Genomic DNA, 25274 nt, shown 5'->3' on the forward strand with positions numbered 1-25274 from the left:
GGCATAGCCCGAGGCCAGAATAATAGGGAGGTCAGGACGCGATGCGCGAATCCGCCGCGCGAGCTCCGCTCCTGTCATCCCAGGCATGGCGTGATCTGTGATGACCAGATCGATGCGATGGCCGGTGGTCAATGCCTCCAGTGCTTTCGCGCCAGACATCACCTCAATCGCCGTGTGGCCAAGATCTTCGAGCATCGCGGCCGTGCCCATGCTCACCAAAGCGTCGTCATCGACAACGAGAATGGTTCGCGGCGTGAATGAGTGAGCAGAAGTGGCATCTGGGGGATTAATAGAGACGACTGGCTGAGCCGTCGTCTCGGTCGCGATCGGCAACCACAGATCGACGGAAGTTCCTTGGCCCGGCGCGCTGGATATCACAAGCGTCCCGCCGGACTGAGCAGCTAAGCCATGCACCATAGAGAGCCCCAGCCCCGTACCCTTACCTAGCCCCTTGGTTGTGAAGAATGGCTCGGCAGCCTTGGCGAGCGTCACGTCGTCCATCCCGCAACCGGTGTCCGACACCTGGATGCGCACATAGTGACCATGAGTTAAGTTTGGCTGCGGACGGGTGGGGGAGGTGATAATTTCTTCTGCGCCGATGGTGATCACGCCCCCATCGGGCATGGCGTCACGCGCGTTCACTGCCAAATTCAGGAGCGCCAGTTCAAGTTGATTTGCGTCGACGAGTACGGCTGCGAGCTGGCGCGGCATGTGTTTGGCGAATCGTATGCCAGGACCGATCGCCCGCTGCAGGAGGTTCTCGATGCCGTCGACCACCTGAATGACATCAACCGCTTGCGGCTTCAGCTCCTGGCGCCGGGCAAACGCCAGGAGGCGTTGAGTGAGCGACGCTCCTCGCTCCGCCGCTTGGATCGCATTGTCGAGCAGCCGCAGATCGCGGTCGTCTAAAGGTAATCGCTTCTTGAGCAAATTGAGACTACCCAGCGCCGCCATCAGAAGGTTGTTGAAATCATGCGCAACACCGCCTGTCAGCTGCCCGATCGTGTCTAGCTTTTGCGCCTCGAAAAGTTGTGCCAACGCCTCTTCTCGTTCGCGCGTGCGCTCCTCGATGCGGTGCTCAAGCTGCTCGTTGAGGAGGGCGAGCTGGGCTGACGAGGTTTCCAACTCGGCCGTTCGCTCCGCCACGCGTCGCTCTAGTTCGGAGTTCAGACGTTCCAGCTCTCGGGTCTTGCGAAACAACTCAGCGAATACCTTGACCTTCGCGCGGAGGAGTTCCGGCACCACCGGGACCGATACGTAATCGACCGCCCCCGCCTGGTAGCCTCGCAGCCGATCTGGCTCAGCCATCATGATAGCCGATACGAAGATGATAGCCGTTTTCTGGTAGCGCGGATGCTCACGGATCATGGCGACAAGCTCGAAGCCGTCCTGGTCGGGCATGCAGACGTCAACCAGGATGACGGCCACCTCCGTCTTCAAAAGATGCTCGAGCGCTTCGCGGCCCGACTTGGCCTTGATCAGATTCTCACCGAGCTCTTGTAGAATAACTTCATAACTCAGCAACTTTGCCGGCTGATCGTCGACCAGCAGAATATTGACCGGGTCCATCGCGAATCCCCCCTTATTTTTCAGCGATGTAGCCACATCCGCAGCGATGATAGCAACTGCTCTGTATTGACTGGCTTGGCGAGGTAATCGGAGGCACCTGCTTCGAGGCACTTCTCCCGATCGCCCTTCATGGCCTTGGCTGTCAGGGCGACGATCGGCAACCTTCGAAACGCAGGATTGGACCGGATGACCTGCATCGTCTCATAGCCGTCCATTCCGGGCATCATGATATCCATCAAAACGATCGCGACGTCCGGCTGCGCATTGATGATTGCGATGGCTTCGTTGCCGGTGGTCGCCGTCAGCACGTTCATGCCCCGTCGCTCCAGGACACTGCTCAACGCGAAAATGTTCCGCGCGTCGTCATCGACTAGGAGCACCGTCTCGCCAACGAGATCCTCGTCGGAGCTGTGCAGACGCTCGAGCATAGCCTGCTTGGCGGGCGGCAGGTCGGAGACAACCCGATGCAGAAACAAGGCGGTCTCGTCGAGGAGACGTTCGGGCGACTCGACCCCCTTCACCACGACGCTACGTGCCATGGTGTGAAGTTGCGCATCCTCCTCCGACGATAGCTCGCGGCCGGTGAAGACGATCACCGGCACATCGGCGATGGTCGCATCGTCGCGGATCCGTTCCAGCACCTCGAACCCTGACATGTCAGGCAGCTTGAGATCGAGCACAACGCAGTCTATCGCGCCCTCGCTCAGGATTTCGAGCGCCCTGGCGCCGGTATCGACGCTGGTGATGTCGATGTCGTCATGACCCAGAAGCTCGGTCACGCCAAGACGCTCACCCTCATTGTCCTCAACAAGCAGGAGCTGCCGGCGGCGTGGCTCGGCATAGCCCTTTAATCTGGCAAGCGCCTTGCCGAGTCCGTCGCTCGTGGTCGGCTTGTTCATGAAAGCGAAGGCCCCGCGTGCGAGACCGTGCTGCCGGTCTTCGTCCAGGGTGACGATCTGAACCGGTATGTGCCGCGTCGCGGGGTCCTGCTTGAGCTGGCTGAGGACCGTCCAGCCGAGCATGTCGGGCAGGAAGACGTCCAGCGAAACAGCGGTCGGGCGGTACTCACGCGCCAATGCCAGCGCATCGGCGCCGCGCATGGCGACGAGGACCTTGAATCCATTGTCGCGCGCAAGATCGACCAACACGCTGGCGTAATGCGGATCGTCCTCGACGATCAACAGAACGGCGTCGCCCGGGGCAATCAGGTGCCGATCATCCTGGATTTGCTCAACGACCTTGTCACCAAGGCGACCTGCCGTCAGCGCCGCAATCGAGACCGCAGCCGCATTTAATGCCTCCATGTCACCTGGGCGGACGGCCGCCGGCGCGTTGCCGACGAAGGTCAGAGGCAGGTACAGCGTGAAGGTGCTGCCGACATTGGGAATGCTGCGCAGCTGGATTTCGCCGCCAAGAAGGTTGGCCAATTCACGGCTGATCGCGAGGCCAAGGCCCGTACCACCGTATTTGCGACTGGTCGATGCGTCCGCCTGCTGGAACGCCTCGAAGATGATCCTTTGCTTTTCCGTCGGGATACCGATGCCCGTGTCGGTCACCTCGAAGGCAACGACTGAGGGTGCATTCTTCAACGAGACGTTGTCGGCGCTCCAGCCGCCGGTTACCGGCGACACGCTGAGCCTGACACCGCCTTCGTCAGTAAACTTAAAGGCGTTGGACAGCAGATTCTTGAGCACCTGTTGCAACCGCTTTGAGTCGGTGATGATGCTGCGCTCAAGATCAGGCGCCAACACCACTTCGAAGGACAGCTTGCGGTTCTCCGCCTCGTGGCGGAATGGACGCGTCATGACGTCGAGCAAGCTGTTGAAGAAGATTTCCTCGGCATCGACCGAGACCGTGCCGGACTCAATCTTCGACAGGTCGAGAATGTCGCTGATCAGGTTGAGCAGGTCGGTGCCGGCGCCATGGATCGTGCGGGCGAATTCCACCTGCTTGCCGGAGAGGTTGCCGTCCGGGTTCTCGCCGAGCTGCTGGCCGAGGATCAGGATCGAATTCAGCGGCGTACGCAGTTCGTGCGACATGTTGGCGAGAAATTCGGACTTGTACTTCGAGGTGAGAGCAAGCTCCGTCGCCTTCTCCTCGAGCGCCCGGCGCGCCTGCTCGATCTCCTGGTTCTTCGCTTCGACCTCGACATTGCGTTCGGCGAGCTGTTGGGCCTTCTGCTCGAGCTGCTCGTTGGTCTGTTGAAGCTCTCGCTGCTGCGTCTGTAGTTCGCCTGCGAGCTGCTGCGACTGCTTCAGCAGGCCCTCGGTCTGCATCGTCGCCTCGATCGAGTTCAGCACGATGCCGATCGAGGTTGTGAGCTGGTCCAGGAACGACAACTGGAGATCGGTGAAATAGCCGACTGAGGCGAGCTCGATCACCGCCTTGACCTGGCCTTCCGACAGTACAGGTAGCACGATGGCGCTGCGAGGCTTCGCCTTGAATACACCTGAGCCGATCGGCACGATGTTCTTCGGCATGTCGGTGATCAGGATGCGCCGTGCATCACGTGCGCACTGGCCGATCAGCCCATGGCCCATTTTCAGACGTTCGGGATGGCCGTGTACCGGGTCGTCGGCATAAGTGGCCAAAAGACGCAGGCTCGACGCCTCGGCATCTCCCTCGACCTGGTAGATCACGCCGTGCTGGGCATCGACGAGCGGCGCAAGGTCAGACAGCAGCATGCGACCTACGGTCGAAAGGTCGCGCTGGCCCTGCAGCATGTTGGTGAACCGCGCGAGGTTCGTCTTCAGCCAGTCCTGGTCGGTGTTGCGCTCGGTGGTAAGGCGCAAGTTTCCGATCATCGTGTTGATGTTGTCTTTCAGCTCTGCGACCTCGCCGCGGGCCTCGACCTGGATCGACCGCGTCAGATCGCCCTTCGTCACGGCGGTTGCGACCTCTGCGATGGCGCGAACCTGCGTGGTGAGGTTGGCCGCCAGCAGGTTGACGTTGCCGGTCAGGTCCTTCCAGGTGCCTTCTGTTCCCGGAACGTTGGCCTGACCGCCCAGCCGGCCCTCGACGCCGACTTCGCGCGCGACGCTGGTCACTTGATCGGCGAAGGTCGCCAGCGTCTTTGTCATGTTGTTGATCGTCTCGGCCAGCGCCGCGACCTCGCCCTTCGAGGCGACGGTCAGATTCTGCTCGAGGTCGCCGTTGGCGACCGCGGTCACGACCTTGACGATGCCGCGGACCTGCTCGGTCAGGTTTGCGGCCATCACGTTCACCGTGTCGGTGAGATCCTTCCAGGTGCCGGCTACGCCTGGCACCTGCGCCTGCCCGCCGAGCTTGCCCTCGGTGCCGACCTCGCGGGCGACGCGCGTGACCTCGCCGGCGAAGGCGTTGAGCTGATCGACCATCGTATTGATGGTGTTCTTCAGCTCGAGGATTTCGCCCTTCACGTCGACCGTGATCTTGCGCGAGAGGTCGCCTCGCGCCACGGCAGTCGTCACTTCCGCGATGTTGCGGACCTGCGTAGTAAGGTTGGCGGCCAGCAGATTGACGTTGTCGGTGAGGTCCTTCCACGTGCCGGCGACGCCCGGGACGACGGCCTGGCCGCCAAGCCGGCCGTCGGTGCCGACCTCGCGCGCCACTCGAGTGACCTCGCCCGCAAATGAGCGCAGCTGATCGACCATCGTGTTGAGCGTGTCCTTGAGCAGCAGAATCTCGCCGCGGACATCGACCGTGATCTTGCGCGACAGATCGCCATTGGCGATCGCGGTTGCGACCTCGGCGATGTTGCGGACCTGGGCCGTCAGGTTGCCCGCCATTGAGTTCACTGAGTCGGTCAGGTCTTTCCAGGTGCCGGCGACGCCCGGCACTTGGGCCTGGCCGCCGAGCTTGCCCTCGGTGCCAACCTCGCGGGCGACGCGCGTGACCTCGCCGGCGAAGGCGTTCAGCTGATCCACCATCGTATTGATGGTATTCTTCAGCTCGAGGATCTCCCCCTTCACGTCCACGGTGATCTTGCGCGACAGGTCGCCTCTGGCGACTGCCGTCGTCACCTCGGCGATGTTCCGGACCTGACCGGTGAGGTTGGAGGCCATCGAGTTGACGTTCTCGGTGAGGTCCTTCCAGGTGCCGGCGACGCCGGGAACCTGCGCCTGACCACCGAGCTTGCCCTCGGTGCCAACCTCGCGCGCCACGCGCGTCACCTCCGAGGCGAAGCGATTAAGCTGATCGACCATCGTGTTCAGGGTTTCCTTCAGCTGAAGGATCTCGCCTTTCACGTCGACGGTGATCTTGCGCGAGAGGTCGCCATTGGCGATGGCCGTCGAGACCTCGGCGATATTGCGGACCTGGGCCGTCAGATTGCCGGCCATCGAATTCACGGAATCGGTCAGGTCCTTCCAGGTGCCGGCCACGCCGAGCACGTTGGCCTGGCCGCCGAGCCGCCCTTCGGTGCCGACCTCGCGGGCAACGCGCGTGACCTCGCCGGCGAAACCGTTGAGCTGGTCGACCATCGTGTTGATGGTTTCCTTGAGTTCCAGGATTTCACCGGAGACCGTTACCGTGATCTTCTTGGAAAGGTCGCCCTGGGCCACGGCAGTGGCGACCTCGGCGATGTTGCGGACCTGGCCGGTCAGGTTGGACGCCATCGAGTTGACCGAGTCGGTCAGGTCCTTCCAGGTGCCCGCGACGCCCTTGAGCTGGGCCTGACCGCCGAGCTTGCCCTCTGTGCCGACCTCGCGCGCCACGCGTGTCACCTCCGAGGCGAAGGCGTTGAGCTGGTCGACCGTCGTGTTGATCGTCTCCTTGAGCTGCAGGATCTCGCCTTTCACATCGACGGTGATCTTCTTCGACAAATCGCCATTGGCGATCGCGGTCGAGACTTCGGCGATGTTGCGGACCTGCGCGGTCAGGTTGCCGGCCATCGAGTTGACGTTCTCGGTCAGGTCCTTCCAGGTGCCGGCGACGCCGCGGACGTTGGCCTGGCCGCCCAGCCTGCCTTCCGTCCCGACCTCGCGAGCGACGCGCGTTACTTCCGACGCAAACGCGTTGAGCTGATCGACCATCGTGTTGATGGTCTCTTTCAGCTCGAGGATTTCGCCCGAAACCGTCACGGTGATCTTCTTCGACAGGTCGCCATTTGCGATCGCGGTCGAGACCTCGGCGATGTTGCGGACCTGCGCGGTAAGGTTTGACGCCATCGAGTTGACGTTGTCGGTGAGGTCCTTCCAGGTGCCGGCGACCCCGGGCACCTGCGCCTGGCCGCCGAGGCGCCCCTCGGTGCCGACCTCGCGCGCCACGCGCGTCACCTCGCCGGCAAAGCCGTTGAGCTGATCGACCATCGTGTTGATGGTCTCTTTCAGCTCGAGGATTTCGCCGGAAACGTTCACGGTGATCTTGCGGGACAGGTCGCCGCGCGCAACGGCGGTCGTGACCTGAGCGATGTTGCGAACCTGCGCGGTGAGGTTGCCGCACATGGCGTTGACGGAGTCGGTGAGGTCCTTCCAGGTGCCGGCGACGCCGGGCACCAGGGCCTGGCCGCCGAGCTTGCCTTCGGTTCCAACCTCGCGGGCGACGCGCGTTACTTCCGAGGCGAAAGAGCGAAGCTGATCGACCATCGTATTGATGGCTTCCTTCAGCTGCAGGATCTCGCCGCGGACATCGACGGTGATCTTCTTGGACAAGTCGCCGTTGGCAACAGCGATCGTCACCTCGGCGAGGTTGCGGACCTGCGCCGTCAGGTTCGAGGCCATGGAGTTGACGCTCTCGGTCAAATCCTTCCAGACGCCCGTCACCTCGCTGACCTGCGCCTGCCCGCCGAGCTTGCCGTCGGTGCCAACCTCGCGCGCGACGCGCGTCACTTCGGAGGTGAAGACGCTGAGCTGCTTGATCATGGTATTGACGATGGTGGCGGAGCGCAGGAACTCGCCCTTGAGCGGGCGGCCGTCGACATCAAGTGGCATGGTCTGGAGGAGATCGCCCTTTGCGACTGCGGTGATCGTGCGCGTCACCGCGGTCGTCGGCCACAGCAAGTCGTCGATCAGCGTGTTGACCGACCCCTCCATGTCGGACCAGGCGCCGCCCGAAAGACCGAAGCGAACCCGGGTTCGAGTCTTGCCGTCGCGGCCGACGACCTGCCCGACATGCTCGAGCTGGTCGGCCATGCGCTCATTGGCCGCGACGATGTCGTTGAAGGTATCGGCAATCTTACCGGCGAGCCCGGTCTGGTTGCCCGGCAGCCTGATGGCGAACTCGCCATGACGCATCGACTGCAGGGCGTCGAGCAACTCGTTCAGATCGAGAACGGAGCCATCGACTGTCGACATGGTCGCCAGTTCGGTGCCGATCGCCGGAGGCGCTTCGAATTTCCTAGACGAACGCCCATTTGACTTTGCTTTTGACGTAGCACTCGCTTCGGTCATGGGGCGGCTCCGGTCTAGTTATGCAAAACTACCGAGCTTGAATTTAGCGATTCAAAAGCAGATTTCGACAGGAATTTTTGCGCGCTCACCAGCAAGTAGTCCCGTATGGGACGGATTCAAAACCAGTTAATTGCGCAGTTGTTTCGGCATTCGGGTCGAGGATCGCAGTGTTAACCAGCGATACGCCAAAGCGGACGATTACGCGGTGATCAGGATACGTGGTTCGAGCTCAAGACGAGCAAATACTTCGCAGCCTGTCTTAGGCAGGCGGTACTGGCTTCGCGCAGGGTCGAGGCGATGTCGTTCGCAGGAATACCCAAAATACCGCCAACGAAGCCCGTGGCACCTGAAAGCGAGGCTAGGATTATACGGGTCCCCGGAAGCCGACGTCGTAGGCGCTTCAGGGCATATCGCAAATGGGACGCGCTTCCTGCTCAAGCTGATGTCTTCGGCGGCAGGAAGTGGTCGTGGGGCGAAGTTCGAGAGCGGGACTGAGGACGAAGCTCCGCAAACCTTCAGCTAGGGCATATGGGCAGTCGCTTTGTTGCCAGACGTGGGTTGCACGCCGCTCTTGAGCCGCTGATGGTATTTACGTGTTCCCGATTTGGCGTCTCTGTCAGACCGACCGCTCCATCACGGCCTCTTCGATGGGCTGATCTGACCGAAAGACGGCTTCGCCTCGATCGCCTATACGGCAACGGCGCGGCTGCGACTTTCTTCCCCTGCCGGCTGCGCCGTCATTCCTCGCGAAACAAGAAACTCACAGCCGCGCCATCCTTCGCTGCGCTGCGGTCGCAAGCGATGCCGCGTCGATCGCCTTCGGCCCGTCGATCGCCATCGAGGCCGCAATGGTGCGGGCTCGAAGACAAAGCACCAGGAGAACGATCATGGCGACCATCGGCACGTTCAAGAAGACCGCCACCAACGAATTCACCGGCGAAATCGTCACCCTCTCGCTCCAGACCAAGAACGTCCGCGTCGTGCCCGAAGCCAACCGCACCGGTGACAATGCCCCCAGCCACCGCGTCTACGCCGGCCGGGTCGAGATCGGCGCAGCCTGGACCAAGCGCTCCAGTGAGGGACGCGACTATCTCGGCCTCAAGCTGGACGATCCGAGCTTTACCGCTCCGATCTACGCCAACCTCTTCGACGACGAGGACGCCGAGACCTTCAGCCTCATCTGGTCCCGGCCCAATGGGCGCCGCAACGGAGAGTGACATCGAGCCAGGCTCGCCCGGATCGCACCGGGCGAGCCTTCGCATTCAGGATTTCGGCAAACTCGCGATCGAGCCGAGATATCCGCGATTCCGCTTGCGGCGCTCCAGCCGTGCGAACGCGTCGCCGGCCTCTGCGCCCTCGTCGAAGGTTTCGACCATCGCCTGGCCGTTCGTGCCGATCCGGCCCCAGTTGCGAACGAGGGACGCTCCGCCAAACAATGTCGGTTGAATCGACAGCCCATAGAACCGCGCCATGTTGCGGGCGGGATCTATGCGGCGGAGATGAAGCGGTGCGATCTCGAATCTGGGCATGGAAGGTATCGTCGCCTTCGACGGCAACGACGTCCAACGACTTCGGTGAATCGATGGTCTCTGACGGATTCATGGTGGTGATGGGTTGCCCCATCCTATCCGACGCTGTCGGACCAGCCTCGCTGCGTCGATCATGGCCGAAAGGTTGTGTGCTTCCCGCGCTAACTGGAGGGCTCTCTGGTCGGCCCATGATACGGCCGGCGGAGCCCGCCTCAAGGACGCGTTGTACCCCCAAAATGCTGACGCATTCCGGCTCCCCCACGCGCCGCCTCCGGCGGTCGGCTGGCGCCGATCCTTGACCCGGTCTCCGCCGACGCGTGGCGCGCCTTCGTCCATTCGAGACGAAGGAGGTTCTCATGACCATGACGATCGATCAGCAGATTGCCGAACTCAAGGCCGAACTGAACAATGCTTGCCTTACGCCGCGTGAGCGGCGCGAAGCGAAGCGCGAGCTGGAATTCCTGACCGAGCAGGACCGCAGCGAGGCTGAGGCGGCGTATTTCGCCGAGGTCGAGAGCTGGGCTGTGATCCACGACGTCGAGCTGGCCGCACTGCCGTTCTGAGCATCACGATCTGAAAAACAGCCGGTCTGGCGCCACGCGCGTCGGGCCGGCTTTTCGCATGTCGCCAATCGCGATGAGACCGGGAGGCTATTTTCGCAATCGAGCCTGGGCCGCGATCCGCTCATCGGCCTTGCCCTTGTCGGCAAGCGCCGAGGTTAATTCGTCATAGTCGACACCGTTGCGCTTTAGCGCCCGGCGGGCATCGGCCTCGCTGAACCCCAGCAATTCGAAGACGCTCATATTCAGACGCGCGGCGATGCGCTCGATCGTACGAAGGGTCGGATTCCCCTTGGCGCGGGAGACATCGTAATAGGTGCCTTTGCCGATGCCGAGCTGGCTGATGAACGCTGGAGAGTCGTTGCTTTTGGCTTCGAGCTCCTGCAGGCGCATCGCCAGCATCTCGTTCAGGATCGATTGCTCCCCCTCCCGGGGACGGCGCACATTGACCATGGTGACGGCCTGACCTCGGGGGCAGGATAAAATTTCCCGTGCAGCCCAAGCGCGGTATCATTCTTCTAATATACTGACCAATGGTCATCAATGTATCGAATTAGAATAGTTCCGAATGGAACAACGATCGCCAGTTGTGCGGGACCGGGTTTGGGCAGGATTTGGCAGGTTTGATCGGCGCAACCGGCGCAGCGCCGGAGCGGGCTCTCCTCGCGCCGTGCCGGCGCTCGCCGAACCGCCTGCAGCGTTTCGGCCGGAGGGCATGATCCCTTGCGCGATGGTGGTCGGTGGGGCGGTGGTGTGGGGACTATGCCGGTAGCGCCGGCATCGGCTCGTCGCCGGGCGCCCAGATCCAGGCCGGCAGATCGCTGGTCTCGATCAGAGCATCGAGCGCCATGCGATAGGCGGCATCGGCCTCGTTTGGGACGATGAACATGGCCAGCGGCGTCGGGGCGTCTTCGTGAAGCACGACGCTCGCCAGCGGCTGGCTTGCGGGAAGATTATAGCGCAGCCCTTTCAGGAAGCTGATCTTGCGCCGCGTCAGGGCGTCCAGCAGGCCCGCCTCACTGATGCTCTCGAACGGGATCCAGTTTTCGGTCACCACCATCAGCGCGACGGCCTCAATCGTCGCGACGCCGGCGCTGTCGAGGCCGAACGTGGCGATCGCGATGAGATGCGCGTCCGGGTTCGCATTCCATAGCGAAAGCTCACTGGCGAATACGACGCCCAGGCGTCGGTGGACATCCTCGTTCAGCAGGAACGGGAATTTTGGCGCATGCTTGATGACCAGACGGTGACCCGACCGCGCGGGCGCGATCTCCTTGACCTCACCGACGACGATCAGAAGCGGGCGAGCCTTGCCGGCTGTTGCCGTGGCTCTTGTCATGAAGGCGGAACGACGCTGGGTGATCTCGGCCTCGCGCTCGGATTGAAACATCTCAGGGATGTAGAGGATGTCAGGCAAGGCCTTGCCCTTGCTGGTCTTGCCCTCGGCCGCCTCGAGCAGGAACTTCCGAATGACGGCCCAATTACGCTTGCCGGCCATACCTGGCCGCCAGCGGTTGAATCCGGCCTGGTCCCAGAGATAGTGCAGCAGCGCCCGCAGCGTCAGCTTGGTCCCATCGCTGCGGACCTCGCCGCTGTCTGGCGTTGCGCTCGGAGCCGGCGCCGCACGTCCGGGCGATTTCGTCAGGCTGAAATCCAGCTTGAGCGATGTCGTGCCGGTCTCAAAGTCCTCGCTGATCGCTGAACCTGCGACAGCGCCAAGGCCGGAGAGTTCATAAGGCGGCTCATAGGAGGCACAAGCCGGATCATGCCGCGCGCCTGTGCCGGGCATGCGCTTCAGGATCAGTCGGCCTCCAGCCCTGGCGATATAGAGCGGCAATCCGGTATCACGACAGAGGCACAAGGGGCGGTCGTGACGAGCGTGAGCATCCGCCAGGCGCGCTTGAAAATCCGCCGCGTCAGTCGCGACGACCTCGCCCTCGATCGCGATCTGTCTCATTGCATCGCCATCGCGCCATTTCCTTCGGCGATTGCAGGATGACGATCATGCATCGGGACGGTCAGGCAGGCGGTCGAGCCTTTCCAGAAATTCGCGAATGGCCTGGTCGACCAGTCGAAGGGGCTGGACCTGGCGTTCCGCTGCGATCTGGCGGATCGCGAGATCGATCGGACGTGGCAACCGCAAGGCCAGCGGGCGCGAGGACAGCCGGTCGCCAAATCCCTCGAACGGGTCACGCTGACGGGTTGGCATCGCCGGTCGGGCCAGCCGCCCGGTTTGAGCACCGGGCCCATCGTGCATCGCCGATGGCCTGGCGACGGGGCGCAACGGCTCCTCACCATAGTCGGGCGTGACAACCATCGGGCGCGGCGGTGGCGCGGTCTCGACCGTCGCCTTGCGCGGCAAGGCGAGGCGGGGCTTCGACTCGCTCACGCAGCCCCCTCCTGGCTCGCGGCCAAAAGTTCGCGCACGACCTGGTCGGCATTGTAGCGAGCCTTGCGCACCGCTTCATCCTTGTCGTTCATCTGGTAGAGCGTGCCATGGCCATTGGTCATGGTGCGATAGGTGATCCGGCGATAGAGCGCGTTCTGGCAGAGTTTGACGCCTTCGCTGTCGAAATACCCAAGCACCTCCCGGATCGGCACCGTGTTGCGGTCGAGGCTGTCATATTCGTTGATCACGACCCGATAAGGCGGCTCCAAGACGCCCATCTCGGCCGCGCGCTGCTTCATGAAGCCGACGGTGCGGACGATCTGCGAGGCGTCGAACATTGAGACCTTACAGGGCAGGATGACGAGATCGGCCCGAAACGCCGTCTCCGTGATCCGCGTATCGGCAAAACCCGGCGTGTCGATGATGACCGCGTCGCGCTCGTCGAGTTCGGCCAGGCGCTGCAGCACGGCGGATTCGGTTGTAGCATGGACGATGTCGATCCCAGCAGGGTCGTGGCCGCGCGCTTTTGACGAGGCATGCCACTGATAGGCCGAGCCTTGCGGATCGGCGTCGATCAGGCCGATCCCGTAGCCTTGTTGCGCCAGCTCGCCGGCGAGCAGGATCGACATCGTCGTCTTGCCGCTGCCGCCCTTCGGCGTCGCCACCGCGAAAATGCTCGCCATGTTTCTGCCCTCGATCGCTTGACGACGATGTGCGCCATCAACGCATTGAAATGCTGCCTCAGTCAGTAGTCAGTATATTGACTTGATGTGTCAAGGCGTGACGTCTTGAGTTCGGTGACCCGTCGGTGACGGAATAACGCAACGCCGTCGTTCGCTGATGCGTCTGTCGCGAGCTGTGGTGGTCGCGGATCAGCGCAGGAACCTACTGTCGGAATCGTGGACCAAGCGAGCGCGACAGTGAGGGACACCCGCACTGACGATGCCGAGGAGTACGGCTCTGCTGGAACGCGGCATTGATGAGATCGGCGTGTGATGCAGCCCAGCTCTGCTGCAGTCCATGAATGCGTGACTCACGGAATGCGTTATTTCACCAATGGCGCAGTTCGAGAATCGGGACTTCGCGGAAAGATGCGCTGCAGGAGTGTACGTACGACGGAAAGCATTAGTGCCGAAAGCGAGGACTGAGCGATTGTCGGACTGCGTTATCTGCGCACCACGGTACGGGTGAAGATTATGATAGGTCACCCTGTGATCGAGACCGATGCGGCGATCTCCAGGAAACCCAGCATCGATTGACAGGCCTCGCCCGCTTGAACGGTGCCGTGAGAACGCGAAGTGGGGAGAGGGAGAAAGTGAGGTCAATATTCCGACTATTGATTGACAAGATACCGGTTTGTGGGCCACAAACCAAGGGGAGGCTGCGAAGGGCAGCCGGTTCGCTGGCGCGGCATTGCCTCACCGATCGCGGTTAGCAGCGCGACGGTCGGGCAGCCTTGAAGGGGAGGGTGCGGTGGTTCGAGCGAATTCAGGTCCGCGGAGGAAGCCCCGACTTCGCACTGAACTGTCCGACGATGGTGCGGCGCGGCTGGACGAGGCGGTGGAACTGTTCGGCTTGCCGAAGGCGGAGGTCGTGCGCCGCCTGATCCGAGCATCCGTTCAGGCCGGCCCAGCGCTGTCGGTAGGGAACACGCAAGCTGTCGTCGCACTGGCGGCTGAGGTTCGCCAAGTTGGGCGCACTCTGGCGCAGATGCTGGGTATGATCCGGCACGGCAAGGGAGCCGAGCTCGCGGTGGCCGAGCAGGTCTGGAGCGAGCTCCATGGCGTGATCGCCGCGATCGACGAAGAGCTGACCGAGATGACGGTGACGTACGGTGCCCGGCTCAGAGGGCTTGCACTCTCCGCGACCGAGGCGGTTCCCTCTGGAGGGGCGGCTGTATGAGCCATGGTGCTGTCATCGATCGCTGGACGGAAACGTTTCGCGGGGCGCGCGAGACGGTCGCTCATGGCCGGGCGCAACGTCGCCAGTCGCCTCTGATGTCGACGCCGACGAGCGAACACGGCGTGAGCCTGGGCCGGTCGCCAAAGTCATCTATATCTGCACACGCCGTTCTGCACGGCGTCACGATTACGGGAGGGCGTGATTCCGAGCGCGAACGCCGTCTCGATGCTATCAAAGCGAAGGGCAGTGGCGGGCCGTCACCCGCTCGGCAGGTGCAGCCGGCTCGGATCGAGGGCGGCGCGCTCGGCCGGGCGCGTCACCTGGCCGCCGGCTATCAGCCGGCCGTCGTTAAAGTCATCTCCTATGCCCATGGCGCCGCGCGCGCGACCGCAACCGGTCAATATGTCCAACGCGACGACGTCGCTCTTGAAACGCATGACGGGCGCATTCTCGCCGATCGCGAGGCGGTCGCCGATGAAATCAAACAGTGGTCGAAAACGTTTGAGAACCGGAAGGAAAGCCAGGATGTCGTCGCGATCAGGCTGAAGTTGCATAGCGTTCGCGATACGCCGGCTGGGCGAGAAACCTATGAGAGCGCCATCGCCGCAGGGTTTGCGGGTCACCGACACGCAGTCCGGCTTGAGCAGACATCTGACGGCAAGTTGGAAGCGCGGCTGGTGGTTGCGATGGCGGGCACTGCGAAAGCGCGTTTCCGGGTCCGCGACGAGCAGATTGGAACGGACCAGGATGGCTTCACCCAGAAGCGACTCGACGCTAAATCGGAGGCTGCGGTCAAGGCTCGGATCGAGGCCTCGATCGGTCATCCTCAGCATGCGATAAGTGTCGAGCCTGGCGCTTCGCGGCACGGTCGGGATGGCGTCGCCTATCAGCTCAGGCAGCACATCGCGAAGCATGGCGCGCTCACCGATGACCGTGGGGCGTCCATCGCTGACGCGGCCGGCGCCCGCCAGGCGGCGCGCGATTGGGGCCCTTCGCTGCGGTCGCAATCACCGCGGGACACGATGCATCTGATGATCTCGGCCAAGGCAGGCACCGATGTCGGCGGGCTAACGAATGCAGTTCGCGAGTTCCTTCACGACCGCTTCGCCGACCACAAGTTCATGTTCGGAATTCACACCGACAAGGAGACGCAGGGGCATATTCACGCCCACGCCGTCATAACCGTGAAGAACGAGGCCGGCCAAAAAATTCATCCGAACAGGGACGACTTTCGGACCTGGCGCGAGGTCTATGCCGAACCTGCTCGAGCCCACGGTCTGAAGATTGTTGCAACCTCGGCGACGGAGCGGGCTTGGTCACAGAGCTATGGCGCCAAGGACAAGGCGATCGTCGATGCGGCCGAGCGCCCGCGACCGCACCGAGAAGCCCGCGATAAAGAATATGCGGCTGACCCGATCAATCAGGGTTTGATCGAGAAGGCGCGTCAGCGCATGGCGACGGCGCGCGAGAATCCAGTGAAGCTGCCGTTGAACGATGCGGACCGCCAAGCTGTCAACGATGGCTTGAAGGCCTGGACAGCTGTCGCGCAAGAGGCGCCGTCTGGTCAGGTCGCTGCGGCGATGGTCCAGCGGCTGACGATGGCGCACACTCTGGGCGGCATCATCCACATCATCGAAAAGCGTCTTCAGAATTGGTTGAGCAAGGAGGACAAGCCTATGGCAATCACATCAGAGCAAATGGCAAAGGATCTTCGCGCGATGAACGACGCAGTGTCGCGCACGACCGATCTTCTGGATGGTGCGACCAAGGACCAGTTCCGCGAGACATCGGCGCGCTATCTCGAAACCCTGGCGATGCGAGTGGATTTTCAGCGGATGCAGGAACGAGGGGTGCAGGAGCTGTCGCGCAGCGATATCGAGCGACTGGCCGGCGTTTCGGCGGACCGGCTGATCGAGCGTGCTGAGGCTGTACGGATGAAGGAGCAGGGCGAAGCTGCCGACGCCCAGAGGCTGGCGGATCGCGCGGTCGAAATCGAACGACGCCAGGAGGGGCGAGGCGGACTGGATCCGCAATCGCAGCGCGATGTCGCTTCACAACGTTCCATTGTCGCTGGCACACAGCAGGCCGCCGCGCGGGAAGCAGGTGAGGCCGCCGCCGCGGCGGAAGCGGCTCGCGTTCTCATGGAAGCGCCTGGCCAGCCACTGCCGAAAGCCCTTGTGCAGACCGACGATTTGGCGAAGTTGAAGACCGAGCAGGAGAAGCTGATGCGTGAAGTTGATGCGGATCGGCCAACGGCAGAAACCATTCGAGGGCAGCGGATTAGATAGAGCGAGTGCGAAAGGACGGGTTGCGTCATGAGATTGGGCGGCTGGTCCAAAAACTCAAGTTGCAACCAGACGGTCGGTGCCTTTCAAATGGTCGGAATTTAAATTACGATTGGTCGTATGGCCATTGATCTCGAATTACCCGAGCACATCACACGGCGCGCCGAGGCGCAGGTTGCCATCGCTATCGAGGACACGCGCGTCGTTCTCGTCGTCGGGCCGAGGCAAGCCGGGAAAACAACCCTTGTCCGCAGGTTTGCGAATGAAGCCCGACCCTTTGTGACCTTGGACGATGCGCAAACTCTGAATGCTGCGCGCGCTGATCCAGTGGGGTTCGTCCGTTCGCTTCCATCCGCCATTATCGACGAAGTGCAGCGTGCGCCAGCGCTGATGCTGGCGATCAAGGAGACGGTGGATCGCGACACGTCGCCCGGCCGCTACCTCCTGACCGGCTCCGCAAACGTCATGGCGCTGCCGAGCATCGGCGACTCGCTTGCCGGTCGCATCGAAGTTATCCAGCTCTTCCCGTTTTCGCAGGCCGAGTTGATCGGCAATCCCGGCAGCTTCGTCGATCGCATGTTCGCGGGAGAGCTGCCACTTGCTGGGCGAGCACCGGCCTATGGTCAGGCGCTCATCGATCGCGTTCTCGCCGGCGGCTACCCCGAGCCGCTGCGACGGAGCTCAACGCGGCAGAGAGTGTGGTTTCGCGATTATCTGAAACTGGTGCTCGATCGCGATGTTCGCGACACAGCCGACATCGAGCAACTTGGAAAATTGCCCCTACTCGTCGCAATGCTGGCCGAGCATTCCGGTCAGCTCGTCAATCTCCACTCACTGTCGATGCCGCTCGAACTGTCGCGGCCGACAATCCAAAAATACGTCACGATCCTTGAGCGCCTATTTCTCCTGCAGACGATTCGACCCTGGTATTCAAACCGGCTGTCGCGCCTGATCAAAACCCCGAAGATCCATTTTCTCGATAGCGGACTGTTGAGCGCGCTGAGGGACGCCAGTGCCGATGCGTTCGAGCGCGATCGAACGGCGTTTGGTCCCCTGCTCGAAACCTTCGTGACTCCGAGATTTTGAAGCTTCTGTCGTGGAGCGACCGATCCATCCACCTCTCGCATTTCCGAACCAAGGATTTCGACGAAGTGGATCTCGTGCTCGAAGACAACAGGGGGCGGATCGTCGGCATCGAGGTAAAAGCGTCGGCAACCCTGCGGTCGAAGGACTTTTCCGGGCTCGTCAAACTGCAGAGCGCAGCTGGCGACAAGTTCATTCGCGGGCTGATCCTCCACGATCATGACCGGGTTACGCCGCACAGCGAAAAAATCCAGGGGGCCCCTGTCTCCGTTCTCTGGGATATGTGAATCGCATAAGGAAGATTATGGAACTTGATTATGCTGTAGCGTGCTGGCGAATCCATATGCGACGGGACTTGAAGCCACGACGTTAGGTTGCGAACGGGGAAGTTTGGCCCACAACTGACGTTGGGAAAGTCTGCTTTCGGCCAGTGCGTTCGGGGGGCATAGCCGAAACGATGCGGCGGCGCGTTATCCGCACAGAAAATTCGGCGCTGTCGGGCAGAAGCGCAGAGCGTTCGACAGCGAGAACAGCACGGTCGTACCCCTGTTCCAGTGCACAGGCGAATGTTGCGCAACCGGCTTGGCTATCGCGACGCCGAGTTGGAGGTCATCGGTGACGAAGAGCCTTGCGCCGAGGCCGATTGAGGCCAGTCCCTGGACCAGGTCCTTCGGCTGCTGATAGCTGCGCGTGACGCCGCCCTCTACGAAGCCGTAGAGTTGGTATCCCTTGGCGAAGGCGAGACCGAGCGATTGGTCGAAGCGAAGCTCGGCCGAGCCTGCCAGCGCATTGTCGCCGGCGAGCCAACCGCCGTCGAAGCCACGGCCAAAGGAGAGGCCGCCGATATAATACTGCTGCGACGACAGCAGCCGGCCCGAGGCGATCTGGCCCGCCGCCGCGAGCTTCAGCGACCAGTTCTCTGCCAGATTCTGGTAATGGGTCAGCGAGGCATTGACGAGCGAGAAGTGGCCGGAGGCGCGGTAGCGCGAGAGCCAGTCCTGGTTGTCCAGATGGGCGTCGAGGAAGCCGAGGCCTTGCCGATAGGTCGCCGACAGATAGGTCCACGAGCCTTCAGCGAGTTGCAGCTTGTAATCGGCCGCCAGGCTCGCGAACCCGATGCGGTCGCTGTAAATTCTGCCGAAACGATTCCGTTCGGCAACGTCGCTCATCCCGAGCGAGCCAGTCAGCCAGAGCGCATGCGTGCGGGTCAACAGCGGCGCGAAGGCGGCGCGGGCCTCGTAGGTCTCGGCCTGGGAGACGGTGCCCAGCAGTCGCCGTTGGTCGCCCGGCCAGACCTCGCTGCGCGAGGCGGCGACGCCGATTCGCAGGCTGTCGGTACCGATCGGAACGTCGTAGCTCGCCCGGCCGAAGCGAAGCTCCCTGGACGAGCCGGGCACGAACGATCCCGACAGAGCCAGACTGTCCCCAGGCAGGATCAGCGAGTTGACAGCGGCGCTCGCGGAGGCCTGCCAGGGTCCGACGGCCGCCGAACCCATATTGTCGACGCCCGTGGCGGTGTAGACCCGCCAAGGCTGGACCGAGACGGTCAGTCGGAAGCGGCCGCTCGCCGGCGCGATCTCGTCGAGTGTGGTATCGGCGACGCGAACGCCCGGGCGGTCATTGGCGAGCAGCAGCCGCCGCTCCAGGGTGGCGAGACGGGCCGGGCGATCGGCGGCGATGGGCGCGAGCAAAGCTTGTACGCCGAACGTGCCGCTCTCGTCGCCCTTGACGACGATGTCGTCGATCGTCCCCTCGATCACCTGAATGCGCAGGCGTCCGCCCTTTAAGTCCTGCGGCGGCACGATCGCGCGGCTGAGATGGTAGCCGGCGCGTCGGTAGGCGTCGCCGATGCCGGCGGCGATCGCAATCAGATCGGCTTGCGAGACGTCGCGGCCGATCCGGTCGGCATAGGTCGCGGCCAGTTCGTCGCCCGGCAAGGCCGAGGCGCCGGCGAGCTCGACGCTGCGCAGCGTGGACAGCAGCTTCGTTTCACCAACTGTTCGATCTGCCATGCCGATGCCGGGGCGCAGACCCGCAAGCGGGCGTCGGCGCTCGTCGCTCTCGCGCTGCTCGACCTGCGTCCGGGCCGCCGTGCCGAGCGGCTGAAGCGGGTTGATGGGCGACTGGGCGCCGGCGAGGGTTGGCGCGAGGAGCGATCCCCCAACGATTACCGCGGTCAGCACGATATGACGTCGGCGCCTTACTGCATGACCATGGCCGGCTTGACGCCACATATCGTTTCGCCTGTCGCAAAATTTTGAGCCGTTCCCCCCGGCTTCCGGCAATCTAAAAAAACATGGTTAACGAATCGTGCCGGATTCGAACGGTTCCAGGCTGCATCGCTAAGTCTCTTTTCATGCCTGAGCTTTAGGCTGCGAAGCGCTGGGTTGCGCCTCCTGCGACAGCCCTTGGTCGGCTCAAGGATTGAGATTGATGTCAGGGCGTCTGAATGATGTGGTCGCGGGTCTCGCCGTGACGGCTTTTTCGGTCTTCGGTCTGCTTGACACGGCCCAGGCGCAGGATGGTCCCTGGCGGGTGGCCAAGGTGTCGGGCGAAGCCTGGGTCAGCGCCAACGGCGTGCAGCCGGCGTCCGTGTCCCAGCAGGGCGATCTGCGACCAGGAGATTCGGTCCGCACCGGCCGCAACGGACGCGTCCTGTTGGTCAGGGGCGCCGAGAGCATCCTCGTCTCTCCGAATTCGGCGATCAGCCTGCCGGAGGCCGGTCGGCCGGGCATGTCGAGCGTGATCCAGCAGGCAGGTTCGATCCTGCTTGAGGTCGAGAAGCGCAATGTCCAGCATTTCGAGGTCGAGACGCCCTATCTTGCCGCCGTGGTGAAGGGCACACGCTTTCGCGTGTCCGTCGAAGGCGGTCGCGCCAGGGTCGATGTCGTACGCGGCCAGGTCCAGGTCGCAGATTTCCGCTCCGGCCAGTTCGCGCTGGTTCTACCGGGACAATCGGCGCGGGCTTCGTTCGGCCAGGTCACGGGGCTTCGCCTTTCCGGCCAGGGCGTGCCAAGGCTGATCGAACAGGGCGCGCCCCGCGCGCCCAGGATTGCGCCCATCGCCGTTCCGGGCGGCGGACTGACGGCGCCTGCTGGCGCGGTGCCACTACAGCGCGCGGATGCGGGCGGTGTTGCTCCGGCGCGAAACGCGATGCCGACTACGACATTAAACGAAGCCGCCCCTCAACGCCGCCTGGGACCGGGCGGGATCGAAAGGAGCGGACAGGGCGGGATGCGCATTTCAGTCCCGCTGGGCGAGGTCAAGCTCGACATCCATAAGGTGACCGGCGGCATGGCCCGCAGCGATGCGCAGGCCAACAGCTCGGCCGGTGGCCGTCGCGCCACGGTTTGGGGCACGGGCGAACTTAATCCAGGTAGCCGCAGCGGTAAGGCGACCGCCGGCAACAGCGGTAATCCGGCCGGGGGCGCCGAGACCCAGGCCGGGGCGGCGGGTGCGGCTGGCGCGGCCACATCGGCTACCAATTCCGGATCTGCCGTCGGACGCGGCAATGGCAACGGCAATGACGGCGCCACGAGCGCGGCGATCGCCAGCCGTGGCAACAATGGCAACGGCAACGGCAACACCAATGCCGGGTCCGGCAACAACCGACCCGCCTCCGCCTCCAACGGCAATAGCGGCAACGGCAATTCCGGGAACGGCAACAACGGGAACGGGAACGGGAACGGGAACGGCAACTCCGGAAACGGCAACAACGGGAACGGGAACGGCAACTCCGGAAACGGCAACAACGGGAACGGCAATGGCAATGGCCGTCGCTAGCGATCGGACCGGCCGGCCCGGCCCAGCGGGTAGCGCGTGAGGCGCTATCGCCCCCATCTTCTCGTGGCGCTGCTGCTGTCTTGCCTCTTCGCGGCGGGGCTACACGCCTGGCTGCGCGAGACGCTTTTCGACGCTCGCTTCAAGCTTCTGACACGACCGGCATCGGGCGACATCGTGCTGGTCGAGATCGACCCGCGTTCGATCGCTGCAGTCGGACAATGGCCCTGGCCGCGTGGCCTTCATGGCCAACTTGTCGGACAACTCGACAAGGCGGGGGTTACTGACATCGTCTTCGACGTCGACTTTAGCGCCCCATCATCGCCCGACGAGGACGCAGCCTTCGCCGCCGCGCTGCAGGCCGCCGGTGGTTCAGTCGTACTGCCGGCCTTCCGACAACGCATGGCCGATCGCGGCGACGGCCTGACCCTACATGTCAATCGGCCGATTGCAGCGTTGGCGCAGCATGGCTGGCTCGGGCTGGTGAACGTGCTGCCCGATGCCGACGGCATTATCCGGCGCTACAACTACGGCGCCACGATCGAAGGCGAATTTATTCCATCGGTTGGCGCGCTGCTGGCGGGCCGGCACGAACAAGCCGGGCGCCCGTTCAGGATCGATTTCGGCATCTCCCCGGCCACCGTGCCGACCGTCTCCTACAGTGACGTGCTGAGAGGGGATCCGCAAACCCTGGCGGCGCTGCGCGGCAAGAAGGTAATCGTTGCGGGCACCGCGGCCGAACTCGGCGACCGCTTTATCGTACCGAACGGCCGGATCCTGCCCGGTTCCCTAATCCAGGCGCTAGCGGCGGAGTCGATCGCCAAGGGCCGGGCGCTGACGATGACAGCGCGCGGCGTTTCGCTCTCCCTGGTGGCGCTGCTGATGCTCGTGATGGCGCTGAGCTGGACCCGGCTACGCACTCGAGCGCGACTTCTTGTTCTGGCCGGCCTGGTGATCGTCGGCGAGGCGGGAGCACTCTCACTGCAGGCGCATCACCCGGTCGAGCTCGACACCTCGCTCTTTCTCGCCGCCGCGCTCTCCTATGCCTTCGTTGCGGCGATCGACGAAATCGATCTGCGCGGTCTGCTCCGGCTCATCGCGGAGCGGCGCTTCCAGCAGATTGCGATGTCTTTCAGCGACGGCGTGGTCTGCGCCGACAGACACGGCCGCATCACGCTCTGGAACCTCGGCGCGAGCCAAATCTTTGGCTACCGCAGCGACGATTCCATCGGTCTGCCCTTTGGCGCGCTGCTGGCGACGGACAGCGATTTTGCGCTGACGACGATTCAGCCCGAGCGGCTGCGCCAACCGGGCGGTCTGATCGTGGAGCTCACCGGCCAGCGGCGTTCGGGGGAACGCTTCGACCTCGAATGCAGCTTCTCGTGCTGGGACGCCGCCGACGGCATCCAGTATGGTGCGGTACTGCGCGACGTCTCCCTGCGCAAGCGTCAGCAGGAGCGCATCCGTGATCTGGCGGAACGCGACCAAGTGACGGGATTGGCCAACCGCAACAGCCTACTGCACGAACTCGCCGGCGCGCAACTCAACAGGACCTTGATGGTGGTCAGCGTCGATCGGCTCCAAGTCATCAACGGTCTTCATGGCAGCGCTTTTGGCGACGCGCTTATGCGGGCGGTCGCCGATCGCCTGAATGATCTCGCGGTCGACGCAGCTCTGGTCTCGCGCCTGGCAGATGACGAGTTCGCTATCATTTTGGCTGAGGAGGGAACTTCCGCCGTCCCGCTCGCCGAGTCGATAATCGAAGCGTTCCGTGAACGTCCGGTGGACTTCGGCGACCGCAGCCGGCGCATTTCGATCTCGGTTGGCATCGCAGGCGCTGCTGAGGCGACCTCCGCAGAAGAAATCGTCGGCAACGCCCATTTCGCTTTGGCTAAGGCAAAGACATCGGGGTGCGTCACGCACTACGAGCCGGTGATGCGCCAGGCCGTGGAGATCCGCGAGGCGCTTGAGGCCGAACTGCGCCAGGCCCTCGCGCGCGAAGAATTCGAACTGTTCTACCAGCCCCAGATCGCGCTGCGCGGCGGCCGGATCGTCGGGGCGGAAGCACTGATCCGCTGGCGGCATCCGCAGCGCGGCTATGTCTCGCCGGGCGAGTTCCTGCCCGTCGTCAATACGACATCGCTGTCGGAAGGCGTCGCGGCCTTCGTCCTCGATAGCGCTTGCCGGCAGGCGGCTGCCTGGCAGCGGCTTGGACATCCGTTACGGATCGGCGTCAATCTCGCCCAGTCGCAGTTTCAGACTGGTGACCTGGTCGCCGATGTGGCGAAAGCCTTGCGCGATCACGCGCTCGATCCGCGACTTCTCGAACTCGAAGTCACCGAGGACATCATCCTCGACAGCGGCCAGAATGCTCAAGCCAAACTCGCCGCGCTTAGGGAACTCGGGGTCAAGATCGCCTTCGACGATTTCGGAACGGGCTATGGCAGCTTGACCTATCTGAAGGCGTTTCCTCTCGACACAATCAAGATCGACCAGACTTTCGTGAAGACACTGGAGTCTGGCACCGACGATGCGGCAATCGTATCGGCGACGATCGACCTCGGTCATGCGCTTGGCCTATCGGTCATCGCGGAAGGTATTGAAACCCAGGCGATCGCAGAACTGCTGGCAAAGATGGGTTGCGACGAAGGACAAGGATATCTGATCAGCAAGCCAGTTTCAGCCTCAGTCTTCGAGGCGAACTTCTTGAGAGAGATGAAGCGCCGTGTTGCCTAAATTATTGCTTGAAATATTTGTGCGCAGCTCGCCACACCCGCATCGAAATGTTGGCAGCTTGCGTGCTCGCTGGAGTTTTCGTTGAACTGCCTCTCGCTCATGAGGTTTTCATTATTCGATGGAGGGTATTAGACTGAAAGCAACCCCAGCGGAATGCTCATCTCGCCAGACGACTTGAACCCGTTGCCTCAGCCCGATCTGCTCTGCAATAAGTATCAATTGACCTTCCGTCGGCAAATTCGACGGGATCCTCAATCGCGCGCCGCCTTTCGATAAGTCCCGAATCATGCAAGAAAAATAGCGGTTTTGACCGATCACATGCATTTGAGCGGGCTCGATTACCCTGTGTCTCAAATGTTTTCTTTGTAAGATTACATCGGTCATATCTTCCGATAACACGGCGGGACTAAGTTTCGTACTGTCGCAATGCCGACATTTTTATACAATTTGGGTGTTGCCGAGCTAAAAACGCCACCCACGCTAGTTGCCTGTTGTCAGTTCCCATCATTCAATTCGGCCCGACCTAGGCACGCCTTGGTGACGCGGCGTAGGGTATAGGCGATGTCGTCCGCTGGAATATCCGAGGTACCGCCAACGACGCCGTTCTCAGCTGAAAGCGACGCGAGCACTATACAGGTCGATGGAAGCCGACGTCGTAGGCGCTTGACGGCATATCGCATATGGGACGCGCTTCCTGCGCTCATATAGCAAAGGCAGATCAGGGCGGGGCCTGATTTCACCAGCACGGCGATCTTCGCGCTCGACAGCGAATCCGCAGGCAACGTGATCGGGGCAATCCGTGCTTTGCAAGGATCTGCGCGAGCATGAGGGCTGCAGCCTCGTCGATCGGCGATTGCCCGGCTAGAGCATCGGACGGTTAATCATACGCATATCCTGCGTGTTTGAAGAAGTTTCGGCATTCGGCTGGCGAGAAGAGTTCGCAGATGTTTCCGACGGCCCTCCAGAGGGCGTCGAAGGTTCGTGCCTGGGCGGCTCGCAGGTGCGCCTTGAGCTTGGCGAAGGCCATCTCGATCGGGTTGAGATCGGGGCTATAGGGCGGCAGGAAGAGGAAC

19 protein-coding genes are annotated in these 25274 nt (G+C 62.7%); 8 read left to right on the top strand and 11 right to left on the bottom strand.

Going from position 1 to position 25274, the window contains the following annotated elements:
• The 3 genes from AC1DZY_RS25720 to AC1DZY_RS25730 form a co-directional block, all read right to left on the bottom strand.
• Positions 1-1569: response regulator (locus tag AC1DZY_RS25720; protein ID WP_476822993.1), on the bottom strand; the 1569-nt coding region annotated here is incomplete at its 3' end.
• Positions 1570-1589: 20 nt separating this feature from the next.
• Positions 1590-7841, bottom strand: a complete 6252-nt coding sequence (locus AC1DZY_RS25725) for a HAMP domain-containing protein (RefSeq protein ID WP_476822994.1) — start codon at positions 7839-7841, stop codon at positions 1590-1592.
• 856 nt (positions 7842-8697) lie between these two features.
• Positions 8698-8826: a hypothetical protein gene (locus AC1DZY_RS25730; protein ID WP_476822995.1), complete on the bottom strand. Its 129-nt coding sequence runs from the start codon at positions 8824-8826 to the stop codon at positions 8698-8700.
• On the opposite strand from AC1DZY_RS25730, the gene AC1DZY_RS25735 reads away from it, so the two are divergent.
• Positions 8825-9154 (top strand): DUF736 domain-containing protein, encoded by a 330-nt coding sequence (locus AC1DZY_RS25735; RefSeq protein ID WP_476822996.1) that lies wholly within the window; start codon positions 8825-8827, stop codon positions 9152-9154. The genes AC1DZY_RS25730 and AC1DZY_RS25735 overlap by 2 nt on opposite strands.
• Positions 9155-9199: 45 nt before the next feature.
• Here AC1DZY_RS25735 and AC1DZY_RS25740 read toward each other — a convergent pair whose 3' ends face one another.
• Positions 9200-9466, bottom strand: a complete 267-nt coding sequence (locus tag AC1DZY_RS25740; protein WP_476822997.1) for a WGR domain-containing protein — start codon at positions 9464-9466, stop codon at positions 9200-9202.
• Positions 9467-9822: 356 nt separating this feature from the next.
• On the opposite strand from AC1DZY_RS25740, the gene AC1DZY_RS25745 reads away from it, so the two are divergent.
• Positions 9823-10029, top strand: coding sequence for a hypothetical protein (locus AC1DZY_RS25745; protein WP_476822998.1), 207 nt, complete (start codon positions 9823-9825; stop codon positions 10027-10029).
• Between the two features lie 87 nt (positions 10030-10116).
• Here the strand turns inward: AC1DZY_RS25745 and AC1DZY_RS25750 are convergent, their stop codons facing one another.
• From AC1DZY_RS25750 to AC1DZY_RS25765, 4 genes are all read right to left on the bottom strand, one after another.
• Entirely contained in the window at positions 10117-10479 is a 363-nt protein-coding gene (locus tag AC1DZY_RS25750; protein ID WP_476822999.1) for an XRE family transcriptional regulator, read from the bottom strand.
• Positions 10480-10786: 307 nt separating this feature from the next.
• A complete protein-coding gene (locus AC1DZY_RS25755) occupies positions 10787-11983 on the bottom strand; it encodes a DUF1173 domain-containing protein (protein WP_476823000.1) in 1197 nt (398 codons plus the stop codon).
• A gap of 45 nt (positions 11984-12028) precedes the next feature.
• A complete protein-coding gene (locus tag AC1DZY_RS25760) occupies positions 12029-12415 on the bottom strand; it encodes a hypothetical protein (RefSeq protein WP_476823001.1) in 387 nt (128 codons plus the stop codon).
• Positions 12412-13098, bottom strand: coding sequence for a nucleotide-binding protein (locus tag AC1DZY_RS25765; RefSeq protein ID WP_476823002.1), 687 nt, complete (start codon positions 13096-13098; stop codon positions 12412-12414). Before AC1DZY_RS25765 ends, AC1DZY_RS25760 begins: the two co-directional genes overlap by 4 nt.
• Before the next feature lie 877 nt (positions 13099-13975).
• Between AC1DZY_RS25765 and AC1DZY_RS25770 the strand changes: the two genes are divergently transcribed.
• The 4 genes from AC1DZY_RS25770 to AC1DZY_RS25785 all read left to right on the top strand — a co-directional run bounded on the left by AC1DZY_RS25770 (position 13976) and on the right by AC1DZY_RS25785 (position 17972).
• The gene (locus tag AC1DZY_RS25770) at positions 13976-14317 is read left to right on the top strand and encodes a hypothetical protein (protein WP_476823003.1); all 342 of its coding nucleotides are present in this window, start codon (positions 13976-13978) and stop codon (positions 14315-14317) included.
• Positions 14314-16605, top strand: a complete 2292-nt coding sequence (locus tag AC1DZY_RS25775) for a relaxase/mobilization nuclease domain-containing protein (RefSeq protein WP_476823004.1) — start codon at positions 14314-14316, stop codon at positions 16603-16605. The genes AC1DZY_RS25770 and AC1DZY_RS25775 overlap by 4 nt, the downstream gene beginning before the upstream one ends.
• A 117-nt stretch (positions 16606-16722) precedes the next feature.
• Positions 16723-17688 (top strand): ATP-binding protein, encoded by a 966-nt coding sequence (locus AC1DZY_RS25780; protein WP_476823005.1) that lies wholly within the window; start codon positions 16723-16725, stop codon positions 17686-17688.
• Positions 17685-17972 carry a DUF4143 domain-containing protein gene (locus tag AC1DZY_RS25785; RefSeq protein ID WP_476823006.1) on the top strand — a complete coding sequence of 96 codons (288 nt, stop codon included), beginning with the start codon at positions 17685-17687 and terminating at the stop codon, positions 17970-17972. Before AC1DZY_RS25780 ends, AC1DZY_RS25785 begins: the two co-directional genes overlap by 4 nt.
• A 183-nt stretch (positions 17973-18155) precedes the next feature.
• Here the strand turns inward: AC1DZY_RS25785 and AC1DZY_RS25790 are convergent, their stop codons facing one another.
• The gene (locus AC1DZY_RS25790) at positions 18156-19868 is read right to left on the bottom strand and encodes a ShlB/FhaC/HecB family hemolysin secretion/activation protein (protein WP_476823007.1); all 1713 of its coding nucleotides are present in this window, start codon (positions 19866-19868) and stop codon (positions 18156-18158) included.
• Positions 19869-20118: 250 nt separating this feature from the next.
• On the opposite strand from AC1DZY_RS25790, the gene AC1DZY_RS25795 reads away from it, so the two are divergent.
• Both AC1DZY_RS25795 and AC1DZY_RS25800 read left to right on the top strand, forming a co-directional pair.
• On the top strand, positions 20119-21468 hold the full coding sequence (locus AC1DZY_RS25795) for a FecR domain-containing protein (protein WP_476823008.1): 1350 nt from the start codon (positions 20119-20121) through the stop codon (positions 21466-21468).
• 63 nt (positions 21469-21531) lie between these two features.
• A complete protein-coding gene (locus AC1DZY_RS25800; protein ID WP_476823009.1) occupies positions 21532-24201 on the top strand; it encodes an EAL domain-containing protein in 2670 nt (889 codons plus the stop codon).
• A 111-nt stretch (positions 24202-24312) separates the two neighbouring features.
• Here the strand turns inward: AC1DZY_RS25800 and AC1DZY_RS25805 are convergent, their stop codons facing one another.
• Positions 24313-24585: a PilZ domain-containing protein gene (locus AC1DZY_RS25805; protein WP_476823010.1), complete on the bottom strand. Its 273-nt coding sequence runs from the start codon at positions 24583-24585 to the stop codon at positions 24313-24315.
• Positions 24586-25078: 493 nt separating this feature from the next.
• Positions 25079-25274: transposase (locus AC1DZY_RS25810; RefSeq protein ID WP_476823011.1), on the bottom strand; the 196-nt coding region annotated here is incomplete at its 5' end.

This window comes from Allobosea sp. P2_A10, from assembly GCF_056405115.1.